The sequence below is a fragment of the Mesorhizobium sp. M6A.T.Cr.TU.017.01.1.1 genome, from assembly GCF_004023115.1.
GTDB classification, from domain to species: domain Bacteria; phylum Pseudomonadota; class Alphaproteobacteria; order Rhizobiales; family Rhizobiaceae; genus Mesorhizobium; species Mesorhizobium mediterraneum.
Genome location: NZ_RZTA01000009.1, coordinates 14,867 through 34,099 on the forward strand (window position 1 = coordinate 14,867; position 19,233 = coordinate 34,099).

Annotated in this window: 21 protein-coding genes and 1 pseudogene; 8 read left to right on the top strand and 14 right to left on the bottom strand. The window is 62.8% G+C overall.

What is annotated here, in order from left to right; genetic code table 11:
• Nucleotides 1–183: 183 nt before the first annotated feature.
• Nucleotides 184–426: pseudogene (locus tag EOB36_RS04595) on the top strand (LysR family transcriptional regulator); the annotation flags it as partial.
• A 16-nt stretch (nucleotides 427–442) separates the two neighbouring features.
• Here EOB36_RS04595 and der read toward each other — a convergent pair.
• Together der and EOB36_RS04605 are read right to left on the bottom strand one after the other, a co-directional pair.
• Nucleotides 443–1,876: a ribosome biogenesis GTPase Der gene (der, locus tag EOB36_RS04600; protein ID WP_126103301.1), complete on the bottom strand. Its 1,434-nt coding sequence runs from the start codon at nucleotides 1,874–1,876 to the stop codon at nucleotides 443–445.
• Nucleotides 1,877–1,964: 88 nt separating this feature from the next.
• Entirely contained in the window at nucleotides 1,965–2,630 is a 666-nt protein-coding gene (locus tag EOB36_RS04605) for a tetratricopeptide repeat protein (RefSeq protein ID WP_128284397.1), read from the bottom strand.
• A 192-nt stretch (nucleotides 2,631–2,822) separates the two neighbouring features.
• Between EOB36_RS04605 and EOB36_RS04610 the strand changes: the two genes are divergently transcribed.
• Nucleotides 2,823–3,827, top strand: a complete 1,005-nt coding sequence (locus EOB36_RS04610; RefSeq protein ID WP_128284398.1) for a polysaccharide deacetylase family protein — start codon at nucleotides 2,823–2,825, stop codon at nucleotides 3,825–3,827.
• Between the two features lie 27 nt (nucleotides 3,828–3,854).
• On the opposite strand, the gene sbmA is transcribed toward EOB36_RS04610, so the two are convergent.
• The 3 genes from sbmA to EOB36_RS04625 form a co-directional block, all read right to left on the bottom strand.
• Nucleotides 3,855–5,132 carry a peptide antibiotic transporter SbmA gene (gene sbmA, locus EOB36_RS04615; RefSeq protein ID WP_095483942.1) on the bottom strand — a complete coding sequence of 426 codons (1,278 nt, stop codon included), beginning with the start codon at nucleotides 5,130–5,132 and terminating at the stop codon, nucleotides 3,855–3,857.
• 122 nt (nucleotides 5,133–5,254) lie between these two features.
• Complete coding sequence (locus tag EOB36_RS04620; RefSeq protein WP_095483941.1) at nucleotides 5,255–6,415, bottom strand: YbfB/YjiJ family MFS transporter; 1,161 nt, start codon at nucleotides 6,413–6,415, stop codon at nucleotides 5,255–5,257.
• Nucleotides 6,416–6,559: 144 nt separating this feature from the next.
• Nucleotides 6,560–6,772, bottom strand: a complete 213-nt coding sequence (locus EOB36_RS04625; RefSeq protein ID WP_095483940.1) for a hypothetical protein — start codon at nucleotides 6,770–6,772, stop codon at nucleotides 6,560–6,562.
• A gap of 97 nt (nucleotides 6,773–6,869) precedes the next feature.
• On the opposite strand from EOB36_RS04625, the gene EOB36_RS04630 reads away from it, so the two are divergent.
• The 3 genes from EOB36_RS04630 (at nucleotide 6,870) to EOB36_RS04640 (ending at nucleotide 9,624) form a co-directional block, all read left to right on the top strand.
• A complete protein-coding gene (locus EOB36_RS04630) occupies nucleotides 6,870–7,778 on the top strand; it encodes a LysR substrate-binding domain-containing protein (protein ID WP_128284399.1) in 909 nt (302 codons plus the stop codon).
• Nucleotides 7,779–7,966: 188 nt separating this feature from the next.
• Nucleotides 7,967–9,223 carry an aminopeptidase gene (locus EOB36_RS04635; protein ID WP_095484023.1) on the top strand — a complete coding sequence of 419 codons (1,257 nt, stop codon included), beginning with the start codon at nucleotides 7,967–7,969 and terminating at the stop codon, nucleotides 9,221–9,223.
• A gap of 44 nt (nucleotides 9,224–9,267) precedes the next feature.
• Nucleotides 9,268–9,624, top strand: coding sequence for a DUF488 domain-containing protein (locus EOB36_RS04640; RefSeq protein ID WP_095483938.1), 357 nt, complete (start codon nucleotides 9,268–9,270; stop codon nucleotides 9,622–9,624).
• A 24-nt stretch (nucleotides 9,625–9,648) separates the two neighbouring features.
• On the opposite strand, the gene EOB36_RS04645 is transcribed toward EOB36_RS04640, so the two are convergent.
• Entirely contained in the window at nucleotides 9,649–10,002 is a 354-nt protein-coding gene (locus EOB36_RS04645; protein WP_095483937.1) for an ArsC family reductase, read from the bottom strand.
• 176 nt (nucleotides 10,003–10,178) lie between these two features.
• On the opposite strand from EOB36_RS04645, the gene EOB36_RS04650 reads away from it, so the two are divergent.
• Both EOB36_RS04650 and EOB36_RS04655 read left to right on the top strand, forming a co-directional pair.
• Nucleotides 10,179–10,538: a metalloregulator ArsR/SmtB family transcription factor gene (locus tag EOB36_RS04650; protein ID WP_095483936.1), complete on the top strand. Its 360-nt coding sequence runs from the start codon at nucleotides 10,179–10,181 to the stop codon at nucleotides 10,536–10,538.
• 2 nt (nucleotides 10,539–10,540) lie between these two features.
• Nucleotides 10,541–11,020 (top strand): SRPBCC family protein, encoded by a 480-nt coding sequence (locus EOB36_RS04655; RefSeq protein ID WP_095483935.1) that lies wholly within the window; start codon nucleotides 10,541–10,543, stop codon nucleotides 11,018–11,020.
• Nucleotides 11,021–11,032: 12 nt separating this feature from the next.
• On the opposite strand, the gene EOB36_RS04660 is transcribed toward EOB36_RS04655, so the two are convergent.
• The 8 genes from EOB36_RS04660 to EOB36_RS04695 all read right to left on the bottom strand — a co-directional run bounded on the left by EOB36_RS04660 (nucleotide 11,033) and on the right by EOB36_RS04695 (nucleotide 18,345).
• Complete coding sequence (locus tag EOB36_RS04660) at nucleotides 11,033–11,563, bottom strand: 2'-5' RNA ligase family protein (RefSeq protein ID WP_245467608.1); 531 nt, start codon at nucleotides 11,561–11,563, stop codon at nucleotides 11,033–11,035.
• Between the two features lie 164 nt (nucleotides 11,564–11,727).
• Nucleotides 11,728–12,714 (bottom strand): 2-dehydropantoate 2-reductase, encoded by a 987-nt coding sequence (locus EOB36_RS04665; protein WP_095484022.1) that lies wholly within the window; start codon nucleotides 12,712–12,714, stop codon nucleotides 11,728–11,730.
• Between the two features lie 2 nt (nucleotides 12,715–12,716).
• Nucleotides 12,717–14,249 carry an acyl--CoA ligase gene (locus EOB36_RS04670; protein WP_128284400.1) on the bottom strand — a complete coding sequence of 511 codons (1,533 nt, stop codon included), beginning with the start codon at nucleotides 14,247–14,249 and terminating at the stop codon, nucleotides 12,717–12,719.
• Nucleotides 14,242–14,940 carry a fumarylacetoacetate hydrolase family protein gene (locus EOB36_RS04675; protein WP_095483932.1) on the bottom strand — a complete coding sequence of 233 codons (699 nt, stop codon included), beginning with the start codon at nucleotides 14,938–14,940 and terminating at the stop codon, nucleotides 14,242–14,244. Before EOB36_RS04675 ends, EOB36_RS04670 begins: the two co-directional genes overlap by 8 nt.
• A 2-nt stretch (nucleotides 14,941–14,942) precedes the next feature.
• Nucleotides 14,943–15,698 carry an ABC transporter permease subunit gene (locus EOB36_RS04680; protein WP_095483931.1) on the bottom strand — a complete coding sequence of 252 codons (756 nt, stop codon included), beginning with the start codon at nucleotides 15,696–15,698 and terminating at the stop codon, nucleotides 14,943–14,945.
• Between the two features lie 6 nt (nucleotides 15,699–15,704).
• Nucleotides 15,705–16,508 carry an ABC transporter ATP-binding protein gene (locus EOB36_RS04685; protein WP_095483930.1) on the bottom strand — a complete coding sequence of 268 codons (804 nt, stop codon included), beginning with the start codon at nucleotides 16,506–16,508 and terminating at the stop codon, nucleotides 15,705–15,707.
• A gap of 1 nt (nucleotide 16,509) precedes the next feature.
• On the bottom strand, nucleotides 16,510–17,337 hold the full coding sequence (locus tag EOB36_RS04690) for an ABC transporter permease (protein ID WP_128284401.1): 828 nt from the start codon (nucleotides 17,335–17,337) through the stop codon (nucleotides 16,510–16,512).
• A gap of 12 nt (nucleotides 17,338–17,349) precedes the next feature.
• Nucleotides 17,350–18,345: an ABC transporter substrate-binding protein gene (locus tag EOB36_RS04695; protein WP_095483928.1), complete on the bottom strand. Its 996-nt coding sequence runs from the start codon at nucleotides 18,343–18,345 to the stop codon at nucleotides 17,350–17,352.
• 178 nt (nucleotides 18,346–18,523) lie between these two features.
• Here EOB36_RS04695 and EOB36_RS04700 point away from each other — a divergent pair, with 178 nt between their 5' ends.
• Complete coding sequence (locus tag EOB36_RS04700; RefSeq protein ID WP_095483927.1) at nucleotides 18,524–19,216, top strand: FCD domain-containing protein; 693 nt, start codon at nucleotides 18,524–18,526, stop codon at nucleotides 19,214–19,216.
• Nucleotides 19,217–19,233: the final 17 nt, after the last annotated feature.

Below are 19,233 nucleotides of genomic sequence, written 5' to 3' on the forward strand. Positions count from 1 at the left end.
GCGGCCATGTTCGGGCCGAAGAAAGATCGGCCCGGCGATCAGTGCGCAAAAAGCCGCAGCCAGCCAGACGCCCGCCCACGACCAGAAGACGAGAAGCCCCGGAATGGCGATCGGCACCAGGAAGAAGGCGATGAAGACGAGGCTGTTGGCGAGGCCGAGCGCCGTTCCAGCGGGTCTGCGCCGGCGGTCGCCGCCGGGTTGGGACTGACGATCCGCACCGATATCGGTCTGCCGTCCACTGTCAGGGCAATGACGCCGGAGGTTTTGGGGCTGCCCGCACTGCCTGAGATGGCGCTGTTCCTGCATCGCAAGGAGGCCGAGCCGGACCCGGTGGCGGCGCGCCTTGCCGACATCCTGCTGCAGGCGGCGCTGGAATCGCTGCCCGAAAACGCGCAAGCGCGTGCCGGCCTGCGGAGCGCTGCTTAAAGGGCCGCAGAAACGCTCAGCGGCGTTTCTTCGCCCTGCTGGCGAACGGATTTTCCGAGGTGCGCAAGGCGATGCGGATCGGCACGCCTGGCATGTCGAAGGCTTCGCGCAGGCTGTTCGAGAGATAGCGGACATAGGATTGCGGCATCGCGTCCGGCCGTGAGCAGGAGACGACGAAGCCCGGCGGGCGCGTCTTGGCCTGCGTGACATATTTGATCTTCAGCCGACGCCCCGCCACGGCGGGCGGCGGATGATGCGCCAGGATGCCTTCCAGCCAACGGTTGAGCTTGCCGGTCGAGACGCGGCTGTTCCACACTCTGTGCGTCTTGATGACGGCATCCATCAACTTGTCGAGGCCGCGCCCAGTCTCGGCCGAGACCGGCACTGCCTGCATGCCCCGCGCCTGCGGCAACAGCCGCTCGGTCTTCTCGCGCAGTTCCGCCAGGAGTTCCTGGGGGTGGTCGATCATGTCCCATTTGTTGAAGGCGATCACCGGCGCGCGGCCCTCGCGGATGATCAGGTCGGCAATCTGCAGATCCTGCTTCTCGAAGGGAATGGTGGCGTCGAGCACGATGATGACGATCTCGGCAAAGCGGATGGCACGCAAGCCGTCCTGCACCGACATGACTTCCAGCTTTTCGTGGATCCTGGCCTTGCGGCGCATGCCGGCGGTGTCGAACAGTTTCAGGCGACGGCCATGCCAGTCCCAGTCGACGGAGATGGAATCACGGGTGATGCCAGCTTCCGGCCCGGTCAAGAGCCGCTCCTCGCCGATCAGCGCGTTGATCAGCGTCGACTTGCCGGCGTTCGGGCGGCCGACGACGGCGATGCGCATCGGCTTGGTATCGTCATAGCTCGGCTCGGCATCCGGATCGGTGATGTCCTCGCCGATCAGCACCTCGCTGGCGGCGGTCTCCTCGTCCGCATCCCCTTCTTCTTCGCCGAAGGCGCGCGCCTCGCCAAGCGCTGCGATCACCGCATCGCGCAAATCGGGCAGGCCCTGGCCGTGTTCGGCCGAGACCGGGATGGGCTCGCCAAGGCCGAGTTCCCAGGCCTCCAGCATGCCGCCCTGCGCGCCGCGCGCCTCGGCCTTGTTGGCGACGACGACAACCGGCTTGCCGGATTTGCGCACGATCTCGGCGAAGGTCTTGTCGTCAGGCATCAGCCCGGACTTGGCATCGATCGTGAAAAAGATCAGGTCGGCTTCGCGTATGGCGATCTCGGTCTGGGCGCGCATGCGGCCTGGCAGCGTCGAAGCAGCAGCGTCCTCGAAGCCGGCGGTGTCGATGACGTCGAAATGCAGATCGTAGAGCTTGGCGGCGTGGACGCGACGGTCGCGGGTGACGCCCGGCGTGTCGTCGACAAGCGCCAGCTTCCTTCCCACCAGACGGTTGAAAAGGGTCGATTTGCCGACGTTAGGCCGGCCGATGATGGCGACTTTGAATGTCATCGGACTCTACCTATTGTGCATGTCGTGACCCCAAAACCGCTGCGCACCCTTGGGTCAAGCCCGAGGGCATGCTTTTGGGCAACATGCACTACGACGCGCTGCCCGACCCGCGGATCAGCTCGGACATCAACGTCGCCCGCTCGCGCGCGTTGCGCGGGGCGCCGTCATCCGAGGCGATCTGGTCGAACAGTTTCAGTGCGTCCGTCGCCTTGCCTTCCTTCCAGGCGGCAAGGCCGAGCGCCTCGCGCGCCGTATGGCGCAGCGTGTTGGTATCGGCGGTGAGAGCCTCGACGCGGCTGGAGACATCGGCGAAGGAACCGTGGTCGACGAGCAGCAGCGCTGCCCTGAGGCGCGCCATGTCGCGAAGACCGGCGGGAATGGCCGTGTCGGCGGCGACGTCGTCGAAGTCCTTGACTGCGGCGGCGACGTCGCCCTTGTCCGCCTTGACGGTTGCTGCGCGCATGCGGGCGAGCAGCGGATAGGCGCCGTAGCCATCCTTTTCCAGCGCATCGAGGGCCGTCAGCGCTTCGTCGCTCTTGCCCTCATTGGCAAGCTTCAGCGCCTGCGAGAAGGCATCGCCCGAGCGATTGGCGCGGGTCTCGTCCCAATAGCGATAGCCGACGAAGGCAGCGGTGCCGACCACCACCAGCACCGCGAGCGCAAGCAAGGCAGGACCAAAACGGTCCCATAGCGCATGCGCCTGATCGCGACGCATCTCTTCGTTGACTTCGCGGATAAAACTGTCGTCCGACATGGATCAAAACCATTCCTGCCCCGGCCGGGGCGTACATGAGCCCGCGTTTTAGCGAAATTCTGTCCGCATGGAAGGGGTTCGACAGGAAAATCGGCTAATCGCCGGACAGGCGACGTAAATGGCGACCGCACCCGCGCCACATTTCGCCGATAGCCGGTGCTCGAACCCTCTTCAAATCCAGATCAGATGTCGATGCCTCGTTTGTACCGCGTTGTTGCGTTTTCCATCGCGTCGCTTGCTGCGGCGGGCACTGCCGTCGCCGATCCGCCCGCGGCGCCTGCGCCGACAAAGCCGAAGCAGGTCGTCATCATTTCGTTCGATAGCGCTCGCGATATTCCGCAGTGGAAGCGCAGCCGGGCGCTGGCAGCCCGCACCGGCGCCCATTTCACCTATTTCGTGTCCTGCGTCTTCCTGCTCTCGCCGAAAACGCGCAAGGAATATACGGCGCCCGGCAAGACCGCAGGCAAATCCAATATCGGCTTTGCCGCCTCGAAACAGGAAGTCGCTGACCGGCTCGAGCAGATAAACCTTGCCGCCTCGGAAGGTCATGACATCGGCAGCCACGGTTGCGGCCATTTCGACGGCAAGGACTGGAGCAAGGCCGACTGGCTGAGCGAGTTCGGCTCTTTCTCACACATTCTCGAAAGCGCCTATTCGATCAACGGCATTGCCCCCGAACCCGCGGGCTGGCGCGAAATCGCGCGCAAGGCGTTCGGCTTTCGCGCGCCCTATCTGTCGGCAAACAAGGCGCTCTACGAGGCGCTGCCAAAGGCGGGCTATTTGTTCGACGCGAGCGGCGTCTCGCGCGGCCCAGTGTGGCCGATGACCGCAAATGGCATCACGCGCTTTTCGCTGCCGCAGATTCCGGAAGGGCCCCGTTCAAGGCCGGTTATCGCGATGGACTACAATCTTTATGTCAGACATTCCGGCGGCTTCGAGCGGCCGAGCAAGGCGGACGAATTCGCCGACCGGACCTATGATGCCTTTCGCGCCGCCTTCGACGCCCAATACCAGGGAAAACGCATTCCGCTGGAGCTCGGCTTTCATTTCACGCTGATGAATGACGGCGCCTACTGGAATGCGCTGGAGCGCTTTGCCGGCGAGGTCTGCACCAGGCCCGATGTCGAGTGCATCAGCTATCGCGACTATGTTTCGCGCCAACGCGGCCACGAAAAGCAGGCGTCGGTGGGCGGCTGAGCCGGAAGCGCTCGCCGCCCGCCTCTCCTAGCTTGCCGGCTGATCCTCAGGGCGCAAGCCGGCTCGCTCACGCTCCAGATAATGCTGATCGATTTCGGGTAGCGGGGCCCCTTCAAGCGTCGCCTCGAAGGCGCGCAGGCGCTTGTAGATGGATATCAGTTCGACAATGGTCGGCCAGGAATTCACAAGATACTGGAACGAACTGGCGACTTGTGAAAAGGCGGTGACAATTTGCTGAAAAATTCCAAAGGTTATCTTACCAAGAGCCAAGGTTGGCACAAGAATAAGCGTGGCAAAAACGTTGTCAACCTGGAGATATAGATAGCGCACCATGTCGAAGTAGACATAATGAGCGTAGAGCGTGAAGTAGTTCTTTCGAACATTTCTGAAAAGCTCGACCAGCGTTGGTGGCTGCGCTCGTTCCGTATCGTCCTCACCGAGGACAAGTTCCTTGCGCAGAGCGGCTTCAACACGCTGATTACGAAATTCCAGCCCGGGCAGCTTGACGCCGACGACTGCCAACAAGCCGGTTCCAAACAACGACCACGCGATCGCTGCAATAACCAACGGATAGGGGATTGCTCCGAGTATGGGGAGAGTTGGAACATGGAGAGAAAGGGATGCCAGCAAAGGTAGAAATGCAATCAGAGTCATGATGGAGTCGATGAAGTTCACTCCGAGCCCCTGCATTGTGCCCGAGAAGCGCATCGTGTCGTCCTGAACGCGCTGCGACGCCCCTTCGATATGGCGCAGCCTTGGCCAATAAGCCGTAAAATAGTCGTTCATCGCGGTGCGCCAGCGAAACACATAGTGCCTGACGAAAAAGACGTTCAGGACGGCAATGGTCATATAGACCAGGGCCAACGACAGGAACTGCCATACTCCGTAGTAAAGCTCGGCAGGCGTAACGGAGCCGGGCGTGGTCAGGGCCTTCTGCACCATGTCGTAAAACATGCCACGCCAGTCATTGAGCGCCACACTTATCTGCACGATGAAATTAGTGACGAAAATAATCAACGCAGAGCCAAGGATCGACCAGTTCTGCCAACGGTGTGGGGCATACAGCGCCCAAAAAAGGTAGAATACGCCCATACCCGCGAAGAAATATCCGTAGAACCAGAGGAATGCCGGTGTCAGGAATCTTATTGGGCTGATGACGGGTGCGGCCTGCGGATCGACCGGCGGCATCCCAAGCATCGTGCCAAGGTGCTCGCCGCCAAAAAACCACAGGATAACCAGCAGAAGGCTCCAGACGGCCGCCGAGATGAAAAAAAGCTTCGGCTGCGGGAAGAAGGATACGAACACTGTGGGGAAATCCTCGGTCGATGCGCAAATCAGCGGCGTTGCTGTTCAGCGGGCATAAGGTCACACATCGATCGGAATGAAAATGGCCGGTGCGTGATGCCCGGCACCGAGCAAGACCACAATCATGGCGATTTTGGAGCAGCCGACCAGGTGATCGCGCCAGAAATCAGCAGGACGGCGGCGGCCACGATCGATGCGAGGAAGAAGTCGCCCGAGGCTTGCGCAAGCAGCCCGGCGACGATCGGACCGACGATCTGACCGAGGCCGAAAGAGGCCGTCATCAACGCCAAGATCCGGCGTGGCGCTTGCGGGACAAGCTGTCTTCCGGTCTGCAGGCCGAGCGCGGTGATGGCGATGAAGGTCCCGCCAAGCAGAAACCCGCCGAGCAGCGGCCCAACGTGTCCGCCCATGGCGACGCTCGCGGTGACGCCGACCACCTCGACTAGGCACCCTAAGGCATAAGCCGCATACAGGCCGATCCTTGCGGCGATCTTCTGCCAGAGCCAGATCGAAGGAATCCCGGCTAGGCCGGTGACCATCCAGACCACGGCTTCGAACACACGTCCGCCGCCACCTTGCCGGACAATGGCGATCAGAAACGTCGCCGTCACGATGTAACCGAAGCCGAACAGGCCATAGGCGACGATGATCTTCATCAGCGAGCGGTCCTTCGGCAGCGCCGGTTCGCGACCATCGGCCCCGTTGGCGGTCGAAGTGCTGCCGACCAGCAGCGCCACGACGGCAAAGGCGCAGGCTGAGATCGCGGCGGACCAGAACCAGCCTGCAGCCCAGCCGGCATGTTCGGTGACGAGGATAGCCATCAGCGCCGAGGACGCCGCTATGCCGAGGCCGACGCCGCCGAAATGCAGCGCCTGCAGGTCGTTTCGGCCGGCGGCGGCCAGATGGCCGAAAACGATGCTGGACATGAAGACCAAGACGAAGGCGCTGGCCAGACCGGCAAGAAACCGGATGACGAGAAAGGCCGCCATCGTGTCGGCCAGGCCCATCAGCCCGGTGAGGACTGCGGTGGCGGCAAGACCGGCCAGCATCAGCAGGCGCTCGCGACCATGCGCCCAGCCGCCGACGGCTGCAAGCGCACCAATGAGGTAGCCGAGATAGTTAGCGGATGCGATCCAGCCGGCATCGGCCGGCGACAGGCCAAGTTCCTCCATCATGCCGGGCAGGATCGGTGTGTAGACGAAGCGGCCGATGCCCATGGCAGCGGCCAAGCCAATCATGCCGGCAAAGGCGAGACGCAAAGGAGACGGCGAAACGGATTTCATTGCAGTGCACAATAGGTGCACGAGCCTGTGAGACAATCCGCTTGTGTTGGGCCAGAACGGGTTGCCGCAGCCGCCAGCATCCAGCCTCCGCCCGCACGTGCCGGCAGCTGAGGGCGACCGCCCGCTGCTACCGTTTCAGAAGCTTCAACCGCAACCTGCTTGCACGGTAGCCGTCTCGTAGGCAGTGCGCCGGGCCGTCAGCCGGAACGGCACGTCGCCGAGCTCGCGCTCCGACATGGTGTCGAGCACAGGATGCGACAGCGGATCAATCACCCATCGGGTGGTCTCGCTTTCAGGCGACCGGCTTTGCCGCGCGCCGGCAGCGGAAAAGACCCTGAGCAATGATAAAATCTTCATCGGATTTTCCTCCACTGGTCTGCTTGTTTCGCTAAAATCTGCCAATCAGCCCTGCGTTTCAATTGAGATTTCAATCGCGGCGGTTTAGAAAAACTGTATGGTCATGCTGAACCGCGTCCACCTCAACGGCTTGCGCGCCGTGGAAACCGTCGCCCGTCTGGGATCGCTTTCGGCTGCGGCGAGCGAACTCAACGTGTCCGCGAGCGCCGTCAGCCAGCAGGTCAAACGAACAGAAGAGCAACTCGGCCAGGCGCTGTTCGAACGAACGGCGAGCGGTCTGGTGCTGACCGAATTCGGCACCGTCTTCACCGCGCGCCTCGGGGCAGGTTTTCGCGAACTCGCCCAAGCCGTGGCGCTCGCCGACGAGGCCTCCGAATGCACGCTGGTGGTTTCGGTCGCACCGGCTTTCGCGTCGAAGTGGCTTCTGCCGAGACTATCGCGGCATTTCGCCCGCCATCCGAACGTGCTGCTGCGCATCGACGCTTCGGGCCGGATCGCCGATCTCGGCCATTCCGACATCGACATCGGCATCCGGATGGGCGACGGCAAATGGCCGGGCGTCCGCGCGGAACTGCTACTGGCGCAGGAGGTGTTTCCGGTCTGCGCGCCGTCGATCGCGGCCAGACTGAAGTCGATCCAAGACCTGGCGCAGACCTGCGCCATCACCGACGAGCGGTCGATGATCAGTTGGGACAGTTGGTTCGAGGCGGCCGGGGTGAAGCCTGTCACCTTTCTCAAGGGTGCGCGTTTCACCGACCCGATGCTTTGCCTGGAATCGGCGATTGCCGGCCATGGCGTGATGCTCGCCTGGCAATTACTAACGGCTGACGCTCTCACCGACGGGCGACTGGTCGCGCCGTTCGGCGTGCGCGCTGAGAGCGGGTTAGGCTACTGGCTGGTGACCGCCAAGGCCGAAAGCCGCAAGGTCAGGGATTTCAAGATCTGGATCCGCGAAGAGATAGCGGCGACCATGGCGCAATTCGGGTCGCTCGCCAGCGTGGGTTGAACCTGGGCGCATGACCCCAAAAATCGGAATCGATTTTTGGAAAAGGATCATGCGCAAGATCAAAGTGCCACAGCGTCCTTTGCGCGTCCGACAGGACGGGCGGCGCTGTGGTAGTCGCAATCGCTGTGGAAAGCGCAGCGACGGCGATCTATGTAGGAACCAGACACCACATCACGACAGGCAGGATCATGACCACACATTCGCGCGGCGTTTCCGCAACGATCGACCCGGTGAAACTCGACAGGCTGGCCGAAGTCGCCATCAAGGTCGGGCTGCAATTGCAGCCGGGGCAGGATCTGGTGCTGACGTCGTCGATCGCAGCGCTGCCTTTGACGCGGCGGATCGTCGAGCACGCCTACAAGGCCGGTGCTGGCCTGGTGACGCCGATCTTCAACGACGATGAGATCACGCTGGCGCGCTTCCGCTATGGAGCCGATGCCGGCTTCGACCACGCCGCCGGCTGGCTCTATGAGGGCATGGCGAAGGCCTTCGCCAACAATGCGGCGCGGCTCGCCGTGCGCGGCGAGGATCCGTCGCTGCTGTCGGCGCAGGATCCGGCGAAAGTGGCGCGCGCCAACAAGGCGAACTCGATGGCCTATCGGCCGGCGCTGGAAAAAATCACCGGCTTCGACATCAACTGGAACATCGTCGCCTATCCTGATCAGGCCTGGGCTAAGCAGGTTTTCCCGGGCGATACCGACGACGTCGCCGTGGCCAAGCTCGCCGACGCCATCTTTGCCGCCTCACGGGTCGATGTCGACGACCCGATCGGCAATTGGACAGCGCATAATGCCGCGCTGCGCGGCCGCACCGCATGGCTGAACGGCCATAGTTTCCACGCGCTGCATTTCACCGGACCCGGCACCGATCTGACCGTCGGTCTCGCCGACGGCCATGAATGGATGGGCGGCGCCTCGACCGCCAAGAACGGCATCACCTGCAACCCGAACATCCCGACCGAGGAGGTCTTCACCACACCGCATGCCAGGCGCGTCGAGGGCCATGTTTCGAGCACCAAGCCGCTGTCCTACCAAGGCACGTTGATCGATGAGATCTCGGTGCGTTTCGAGGAAGGCAGGATCGTCGAGGCAAAGGCTTCGAAGGGAGAGGACGTGCTGAAGAAGGTGCTAGACACCGATGAAGGCTCGCGCCGGCTCGGTGAAGTCGCGCTGGTGCCGCATTCCTCGCCGATCTCGGCGAGCGGGCTGCTGTTCTTCAACACGCTGTTCGACGAGAACGCCGCCTGCCACATCGCATTGGGACAGTGCTATTCGAAGTGCTTTGTCGACGGCGCCTCGCTCAGCCAGGACGAGATCGCGGCGCGCGGCGGCAACAAGAGCTTCATCCATATCGACTGGATGATCGGTTCGGACAAGATCGACATCGACGGCATCGGCAAGGACGGCAGCCGCGTGCCGGTCATGCGCAAGGGCGAGTGGGCGTAAGGAGCCGCCAACAGCCGTCATGGCGGTCAACCCCGGAGTTGACGATGAAACTCGACATCAAGGTCAAGCGCATCTATGAGCCGCCCTCGCCTAACGATGGGCAGCGGGTGCTCGTAGACCGCGTATGGCCGCGCGGCGTCCGCAAAGAAGACGCCGAGCTGACGCTATGGCTGAAAACCATTGCGCCAAGCGATGAATTGCGCAAATGGTTCGGCCACGAGCCGACACGTTGGATGGAATTCCAGCAGCGATATCGCGGCGAGCTCGACAGGAACGGCGACGCGGTTGGCCAGTTGCGCGCCCTGCTCGACAACGGCCGGGTGACGCTGCTCTACGGCGCCCAAGACGAGCTGCACAATAATGCGGTGGCTTTGGCTGACTATCTCAGCCTAAAGAGTTGAGGCGGCGCGCACGCTGCACCGCGTCTATTTCCCAACCACCGCCTGCTGGTAAACATCAGGCTTGAAGCCGACGAGGATGCGATCGCCGAGCTCCAGCACCGGCCGCTTGATCATCGTCGGCTTGGCCAGCATCAGCGCCTTGGCTTTGTTCTCGTCGAGGCTCAGCTTGTCCTTGTCCGACAGTTCGCGAAACGTCGTGCTCGCCTTGTTGAGCAGGATTTCCCAGCCGACCTTGCCGGACCAGCCGTCCAGCCGCTTCGCGTCGAGCCCTTCGACCCGGTAGTCGTGAAAGCGGTAGGCGACGTCATGGCGTTCCAGCCAGGTGCGGGCCTTCTTGATCGTGTCGCAATTGGTGATGCCGTACATGGTGATCGTCAAGATTGTGATCCTCGGACTGGTCTGTGTTCGAATCCGGCGGCACCCTAAAACCGCGTTTGCGACTTTGCCAGCGGCCAGGCCGGCATCTTCAAATTTTTGGGCTTGCCAATACTAAGGAATTTTCCTAAGTATTTTCCCGAACCATCTTTGGCCATGCTCAGAGGCGCAAGAAAAACATGATCGTCGCAACAAGCTCGCGGACCGTAAGCACCCCGCCAATCGACGGCATTTTCCGGGCGCTTGCCGATCCGACGCGTCGACGTGTTGTCGAGCGGCTGAACAGAAGCCCCGCCTCGGTCGGCGAGCTTGCCCAGCCCTTCGACATGGCACTGCCCTCCTTCATCGAACATCTCAAGGTGCTGGAAGGTTGCGGGCTGGTGCGCTCGCAAAAGACCGGCCGCGTCAGGACCTACCGGCTTGCGCCAGAGCCGCTGAAGCTCGCCGAAAACTGGCTGGCCGAGCAGCGTGCAATGTGGGAGCGCCGCCTCGACCAATTCGATGCCTACGTCATGACACTCAAGGAGAAAGACAAATGAGCATGGTTCCGCCGTTCAAACCGGACCCCAGACTGGACCTCGTCCTCGAACGCGTCGTCAACGCACCGCGAGAATTGCTCTGGACCGCCTACACCAAGCCCGAGCATGTCCGGCAATGGTTCACACCGAAGCCGTGGATCGTCACCGACTGCGAGATAGACCTCAGGCCCGGCGGCCTGTTCAGAACCCGCATGCAATCGCCCGACGGCAAGGATATCAACGACCGGCATTGCTGCTACCTCGACATCGTGCCGCACGAGCGGCTGGTGTGGACCGATGCACTGCTGCCCGGCTATCGGCCGTCGGGAGACCCATTCATCACAGCAATCATATCCTTCCAGCCGGAAGGCAAGGCGACGCGCTACACCGCGACCGCCATCCACCGCGACGAAGCCACGCGGAATAACCACAAGGAGATGGGCTTTTTCGATGGCTGGGGCACCGTGGTCGACCAGCTTGCGCAATACGTCAAGACGATCTGACACGGCGTCTTCTCACATGGCGGCCACGGCGTCGTCCTGGCCGCTCAATTGCCAGCGCCCATAGAGTTGATACCGGCCCTGCCCCAGGAAACTGTGGATGAGGACGAAGTCCCGCACCGTCCAGCCGATCGGTTCGATGACCCGTTCGCCCAGCTTCGCGACACGCGTCCTGTCGCGCAGCAAGGTGACATGAGGTTCGAAGGAATTCGCCACTAAGGGCTTCAGCGGGCTATCGGAGAGCGTAGCGCCGAGGCTGCGCCAAAAGGTTTGCAAGGCTGGATTGCCGCCGCTACCGCGCAGCACCAGTGCGCCACCGCCGAGGGCCGACAGGCGATCGAGGGTAACATCGAACGATGCTGCCTGAACGAGCCCGCCGGCGCGGCAGGCGGTGTCCACAAGGGACATCGGCAATCCGTCATGGTCGCCGAGCCCAACCAGCGAGACATGCAACTGCTCCGCCGCAATGAGCTTGCCGCGCAGGCCCAACTCACGCTGCCAACCAGCCGCCTTCAGCGCCAGCGGCGTGGCAATCGTGCTGTCCAAAAGAATGGCGAAAAACAGCCGATCGTTTCCGCCGCTGGTCTGGCTCGTTCCAGCGGAAGAAAGTCTGGCCGTTTTTGCCGATTCCGGATGAAGGCAGCTCGTTCATGGCTGATCCCGTCCGGTATTTTATCCGCGGGAACAGACTAGAACAAAACAGGAACCAGCTACAAGGGAGAATAGCAGCCACGCTCGATGGCGAGGCGGCGCACCAGCGCCAGCACGCTGTCGATGGTGGGCGTCGGCTGGCCGGTCAGCCGGCCAAGTTCCTGGACCGCCGTTACCAGCGCGTCGATCTCCATCGGCCGGCCGCGCTCCAGATCCTGCAGCATCGAGGTCTTGTGCTCGCCGACGTCGCCGGCCCCCTTGATGCGGCGGTCGACCGATATCGGGAAACGGACGCCGAGGCTTTCGCCGATCGCCTGCGCCTCCAGCATCATGGCGCGGGCAAGCGTGCGGGTTGCCTCGTCGGCAGCGATTGCCGCAAGCGTGCTGCCGGTCAGCGCGGAAATCGGGTTGAAGGAGAGATTGCCCCAGAGCTTCACCCAGATTTCGCTGCGGATGTCGTCGCGGACGGGCACCTGCAGCCCCGCCGCTACCATTTCCTCGGCAAGCCGCGTGACACGCTCGCTCCTCTCGCCCGAGGGCTCGCCAAGCGAGAAGCGTTTTCCCTCGATATGGCGGACCAGGCCGGGCGCATCCACCTCGGCAGCGGGATAGACGACCGAGCCGATGACGCGTTCCGGCCCGAGCCGGTCCCAGATCACCCCACCGGCATCCACCGCCTGCAACCGCGTGCCCTCGAGCGACCCGCCGATCTTGTGGAAATACCACCACGGCACGCCATTCTGCATGGTGACGACGGCCGTCCCCTCGCCCAGCAGCGGCGCGATCTGGTCGAGCGCTGGTGCGACCGAATGGGCCTTGAGCGCCAGCACGACATAGTCCTGGACGCCCAGTTCCTGCGCCTGCGCGGCGGCCCTGACAGAGGCGCTGGATTCATGACCGTCTTCGATCAGGCGAAGCCCGTTCGCCCTGATCGCGTCGAGATGCGCGCCGCGCGCGACGATCGACAGATCGACCCGGCCGGCCATGGCAAGTTTGGCCGCGAGGTAGCCGCCGATCGCGCCGGCGCCAAAAATGGTGATCCGCATCATTATCCCAGACCGGGTTTGGCAAGACCGAGTTTGGTCGCGAGACCGATGCGCTGCAGCTTGCCCGTCGCGCCCTTCGGGATTTCGTCCAGGATCAGGACAATGCGCGGCACCTTGAAATCGGCAAGCCGCATCGCGGCAAAGCTGCGGATGTCGCCTTCGGTGGCGGCCATGCCTTCGCGCAGCACGATCGCCGCCGCGACTTCCTCGCCGAGCTTGTCGTGTGGCGTGGCGAAGGTGACGACCTGCGCCACCGCCGGATGGTCCATCAGCACGTCGTCGACCTCAAGCGGCGAGATCTTCTCACCGCCTCGGTTGATGATCTCCTTGAGCCGGCCGGTGACGCGCAGATAGCCATCGTCGTCGAGTACGCCCTGGTCGCCGGTGTGAAACCAGCCATGCGCGAAGGCGGTGGCGTTAGCGTCCGGATTCTTCTCGTAGCCCGCGGTGACATTGGGCCCGCGAATGACGATCTCGCCGGTTTCACCGGGCTTCAGCAATTGCCCGTCCGGCGCCATCACCGCCACTTCCGGCCCGGCGGCGGCGCCGACGCTGCCCGGCTTGCGCAGGCCCGGCGGCAGCTGGTTCGAGGCCATCTGGTGCGCGGCTTCGGTCATGCCGTAGGATTCGATCACCGGGCAGCCAAAAGTCGCTTCGAGCTCGGCCATCACCTGCGCCGGCAACGATGCCGAGGACGAGCGAATGAAGCGCAGCGGCGCCGCCGCCAATTGATCGGCATTGCGCGCGGCGCGCGGCAGGATCGCCTGATGCATGGTTGGCACCGCCGTGTACCAGCTCGGCCGCGCCTCGCCCAGCCAATGGAAGAAGCGCAGCGCGTTGAAGCCCGGCGTGCAGAAGACGCTGCCACCTGATGCAAGCGAGGACAGCACCGCCGCGATCAGCCCATGGATATGGAACAGCGGCATGATGTTGAGGCAGCGATCACCTGATGTCAGGCCGAGCGTGGCGCCGATATGGGCGGCCGAGGCGGCAAGATTGGCATGGCTGAGCGGCACCAGCTTGGGGCGCGACGTGGTGCCTGAGGTGTGCAGCAACAGCGCGATGTCGCCATACTCAGCCAGTCCGGAAAAAACAGACGGACCGACCGGTTTGCCCTCAATCTCAAAGCTGCCGGCTGGCGCGTCACCCCGCGCGATGAGCCTGAGCACAGCTATGCCCAGACGCTCGGCGACGGCGGTCGCCGGGCCGCTTTCGTCCTCGGCGACCAGGATTGCGTTGGCGCCGATGTCGGAAAGATAAAAATCGAGCTCGTCGGCCCGGTAGGCCGGATTGAGCGGCGCCGTCGAGGCGGCGGCCGCCACGGCGACAAAGGCCGTCGCCATCTCCGGGCCGTTTGGCAACACGATCGCCACCCGGTCGCCACGGCCTAGGCCGAGCGCATTGAGCCGCGCAGCCGTTTCGGAGATCAGCCGGCGCAGTCCGCCATGGGTGAGCGTGGTTCTGTCCGGCGCCGAGATCGCCGGCGCACCGTCCGCTCCGGCGGCAAGCCGTTCAATGATCGACGCTTCAGACAACGCGAACCTCTAGGTCGCCGACGCCATCGATATGACCGCGAAGAACATCACCGCGAATGACCGCGCCGACGCCCGCTGGCGTGCCGGAAAGAATGATGTCCCCCGGCATCAACGTGAAAAGACCTGAGAGATAGCTGATCATTTCGGGAACTTTCCAAATCATCTGGTTGAGGTCGCCGGTCTGTTTGCGCTCGCCATTGACGTCCAGCCAAATCGCGCCCTGGGTTGGATGACCGATCGAGCTTGCCGGAACCAACGGCGTGCATGGCGCCGATGCCTCGAAGGCCTTGCCGACCTCCCATGGACGGCCCATGTCCTTCGCCTTACCTTGCAGGTCGCGCCGCGTCATGTCGAGACCTACGCCATAACCGAATACGCAGTCCAGAGCCCTTTCGACCGGGATATCCGTCCCGCCGCTTTTCAGCGCCACGACCATTTCGATCTCGTGATGCACATCGTTGGAGGCCGGGGGATATGGAAATTCTCCGCTGACATTGAGGTTGTCGGGGTTCTTCTGGAAGAAGAACGGCGGCTCCTTGTTGGGGTCGTGTCCCATCTCGACGGCATGCGCGGCATAGTTCCGCCCGACGCAATAGACCCGGTGCACCGGAAACATCTTGTCGGTTCCCGCCACCGGAATGCTCGGGATTGCGGTCGGTTCGATGACGTAGCTTGAGGTCGTGCCGTGCATGTTCACTGTCTTGCTCCTGCATAGTATTCGACTTTGGCTTCGGCCCTCTCGATCAGCTCGGCGATCAGCAGGGCGAAGGCAAAAAGGATGATGGTCAAGGCCCAGAATTCGGCCATCCGGAAATTTCGCGAGAAGGTCTCGAACAGCGCGCCGTAACCGACGATGGCAACGAGCAACTGGCCGATGACGACGCCCTTGACGCCGCGGATGAGGCCGAGGCGGATGCCGGCAAGGATCTCCGGAAGCGCCGCCCACAGGATGATCTTGGTGTAGAGCGCCGGCCGCGAGGCGCCATAGGAACGCGCCATTTCGATCAGCGACGGCGAGATATGGCGGACCCCGGCGCGTGTGTCGAGAACGATGATCCAGATCGCAAACAGGAACACCGCAGCAACGATCGTCTTCTCGCCGAAGCCGAACAGGATCATCAGCACCGGGACGATGGCCGAGAGCGGTGCGCTTGAAAAGATGTTGACCCACATGCCGAGCAAATCATCGGCAATCTTGACGCGTCCCATCAGGACGCCCAGTGGCACGCCGATGACGATCGACAGGGCCATGCCCGTGGCGAAGGCGCGAAGGGTCGTGACCGTCGCGCTCTGCCAGGACGAGGTCTGCACGAGATTGAACGCTGCAGCCAGCACGTCGCTAAACGGCGGCAGCAGAAAGATAAGGTCCAGCCGGCCGACGATTTCCCATACGACGCACCAGACCAGCAGGGACGCCATCATTGGTACACGGTAGCCAAACAAGGTCATGGCCGGTCATTCCACATATTGCTTCAGCCCCTGCCAGATCTCATCGACGGTATCGAGATAGTGCCTGTCGCGATGGATGCGCTCCGGGTCGCCGGAGCGATCGATTTCCGGTTCGATGATCTGCGAGACCCGGCCGGGTCTCGGCGACAGCAACACGATGCGGTCGGAGATGTAGACCGCCTCCTCGATCGAATGCGTCACGAAGATGAAGGTCTTGTTCTGGTTGGTGCGCAGCCTGATCAGGTCTTCCTGGAACTTGCGCCGGTTCTGCTCGTCGACCGCCGAAAACGGTTCATCGAGCAGCAGGACGTCGGCATCGACCGACAAGGCCCGCGCCAGGCCGACGCGCTGGCGCATGCCGCCCGATAGTTCGTGCGGATATTTGTCCTCAAAGCCGGCAAGACCCACCTCGGCGATGTAGCGGCGGGCGGTCTCCTCGCGCTCGGCCTTGTTGGTGCCGCGCAATTCCAGCCCGAAGGCCACGTTGCGTGTCACGGTCGCCCAGGGCATCAGCGCAAAGTCCTGGAACACGAAAGCGCGTTCGGGGCCTGGTGCGCTGACGCGCTTGCCGTTGATCGCGACGGTGCCGCCATCGGCCCGTATCAGCCCCGCTATGATCTTCAACAGCGTCGTCTTTCCGCAACCGCTGGGTCCGAGAAGGCTGGTCAGCTTGCCCCTGGGAAAGTCGAGATCGATGCCGCGCAACGCCTCGACATTGCCGTAGGTCTTGGAAATTCCCCTCACCTCCACGATTGAATCGATCGGTGCGGGAACCGGCGACGGTCCATTTCGCAATGCGGTCGCGCCCATGTTAAGCACCTCTACTCTCGGGCCTGAAAACACGGACTTCCACCCACTGCAGAAAGACGAGCGTCAGGGTGGAAAGCGCAATGATCGAGGCAATTGTTGCGTACATCTCGGCGTAGTCTGCGCGCGAGCGGTGGAAGGTGATTAGATCGCCGATGCCGGTCGGGGTGATCAGCAGTTCGGCGAGCACCACGCCGACAAACCCGGCAGCAACGCCGAGGCGCAGACCGGCAAAAATCACCGGGCTGGCGTCCGGAAGAATAATCTTGGAGACGGTCTGCCAGCGTGTGCCCATGAACGATCGGCACATGACGAGCAGCGACTCGTTGACGTTGCGGACGGCCTTGTAGGTGTTGAGCACGATGACAGGCAGCGCCAGGATCATGACGGCGAGCGTCTTGGCGGTCATGCCTATTCCGTAGACGAAGGTGACCATCGGAATGAAGGCGGCGACAGGTGCCGCCTGGAGCACGATGAACACGGGGATCACCAGCCATTCGCCGGTGCGCCACAAGCCGCAGATGGTGCCGAGACCGACACCCAGGAACGCCGACAGGACAACGCCGAGCACCAGCGGCTGCAGTGTCGAAAGGTAGGCAGTTGCCAAGCTGCCGTCGGCGAGCAGTCCGAAAAATGCGATGATCGTGTCGGAAAAAGTTGGGAAGGCGAAGCTGACGGGAATGCGCCCGGCCACCTCCCAAACCCCCGCGAACAGGGCGATCGACACGAGCCTGAGCAGGATCGGCTGGTCCCACGATGCGCCCGTTGCGCTGCGATTGGAAAGAGGGGCGAGGCTGGCAGCCTCGCCGTCGGTTCTGATGCTTACAGCCATCCGGCAGGCCGCCTATTTCTTGCCGAGCTTGGCGACAGCGCGGTCGAGTGCCGAGACATCCCAGAAGTCCTCGACCTTGAGGCTCGCGGGATCGCCTTCGATCTGGCCGGCAAGGCTGAAGAAGGCGAAGTCGTCGGCGGCCGCATCCGCTCCGCCGCCATTCAGCGCGAGGCTGCCGGCTTCCGCGGTTTCCTTATAATATTCGGTGATTTCGCCGTCAGCCTCCGCGCCGAGATCCGGCAGCAATTTGTACTTGTTGCGGAGCTCGACCGCCACCGCCGGGTTCGCGGTGATTTCGCGCGCGGTCTTCATCAATTCCTCGACCAGGATATCGACATCGGCGGCGTTGTTCTTCAGATAGTCTGCGGTCGCGAAAAGCGCTTCGTCCGAGGCGCCGAGATCCTCGACCGGCAAGACGATGAACTTGCCGGGAGCTTCGGCCTCAAGCGCGCGCCTGTTGGCGGCATCGACGATCGAGGCCTTCAGCGTCCCCTGGAGCAGCGCATTGCGGCGGACCTCGGAACCCGGGACATAGCTGATGTTGCCGAGCTTGATGCCGTGGTTTTTCGCCATCAGCAGCATGACCGCCTCGGTGCCGGAGCCGCGCGCCTGCACTGCGACTTCCTGCCCGTCGAGATCCTTCCATTCCTTGTAGAATTCGCTGTTGACGACAGGAAAGAAGCGCAGCGTCGATATCTGCGCAAAGATGCGGATCGGCACACCCACCTTCTGGATAAGAGTATAGGGCGCGCCGATGCCAACATCGGCCTGGCCGCCGACAATGGCCTGGGCTGCCAGATCCTCGTCATTGAGAACAATGAGTTCGACATTCACGCCGCGTTCCTTGGCGCGCTCTATCGCGGCCAGTGTCTGGATGGATTCTATACCCGGAAGGTCGCCGAATGCGATGCGCATGTCACCTGCGTTCGCGGCCGACAGGGGCATTGCACACGCCAGGGCCGCAGCAAAAGCGGTGGCAAGGATGGTACGTCTGGTGATGCTGGCCATTGTCATTCCTCCCGTTTCTTGTAACCATTACCTTAATTGGTTAAGGCCACAGACCGGATTGGTCAAGGAGAAACTGCGGCGTGTCGGACACGTTCGCCCAGAAAACTCGGCAGTTGACGGTTTGCGCTAATCGTTTTAACACCAACAAAGGGAAATCTTATGCGAATTGGTTAAATTGATGGACGATCCCGGTAATGGCGGCCACGCCGCCCTGGTTCAGCTTCAGGCCTATCTTGCCCAGATGGACCATGCCGGCGAGACTCGGCTGCCTGCCGAGCGGGAACTGTCCGAGAGCCTCGGCGTATCGCGCGGCGATCTGCGCAAGGCGCTGGCGGTGCTCGAGAAAGACGGCCGCATCTGGCGTCACGTCGGCAGGGGCACCTTCGTCGGCAGTGGACCGGTCGAGGAGACGATTGGGATTTCGGAAATCGCCGGGCGCACGAATCCGGCCGACGTGATGCGCGCGCGTCTCATCATTGAGCCCGAGATTGCGCGCGAAGCGGCGCTGCACGCCACGCTTTCGGATATCGCAGCGATGCGGCAATCGCTGGTGCAGACGCGGGAAGCCGTCACATGGCGGCAATATGAGAACATCGACAATCTGCTCCACCGGCAGATTGCGCAGGCAAGCCGCAACAATGTGCTGCTCGGCCTGTTCGACGTCCTGAACGCGGTGCGCCGAACCGTGGTCTGGGGACGTCTTCGTTCAGATGGCGCCCGTCCTCCGGCGGACCATCACAGCTTTGCCGACCATGAACGGATCGTCGAGGCGATCGCCGAACGCGACCTTGGCGGCGCGGCCGCGGCGATGCGCCTGCATCTCCAACAGGTCGAGCGGCGCCTGATCCCTGTCCGCGAAGCCGCCGAATAGTTTGGATTGGCCACGCT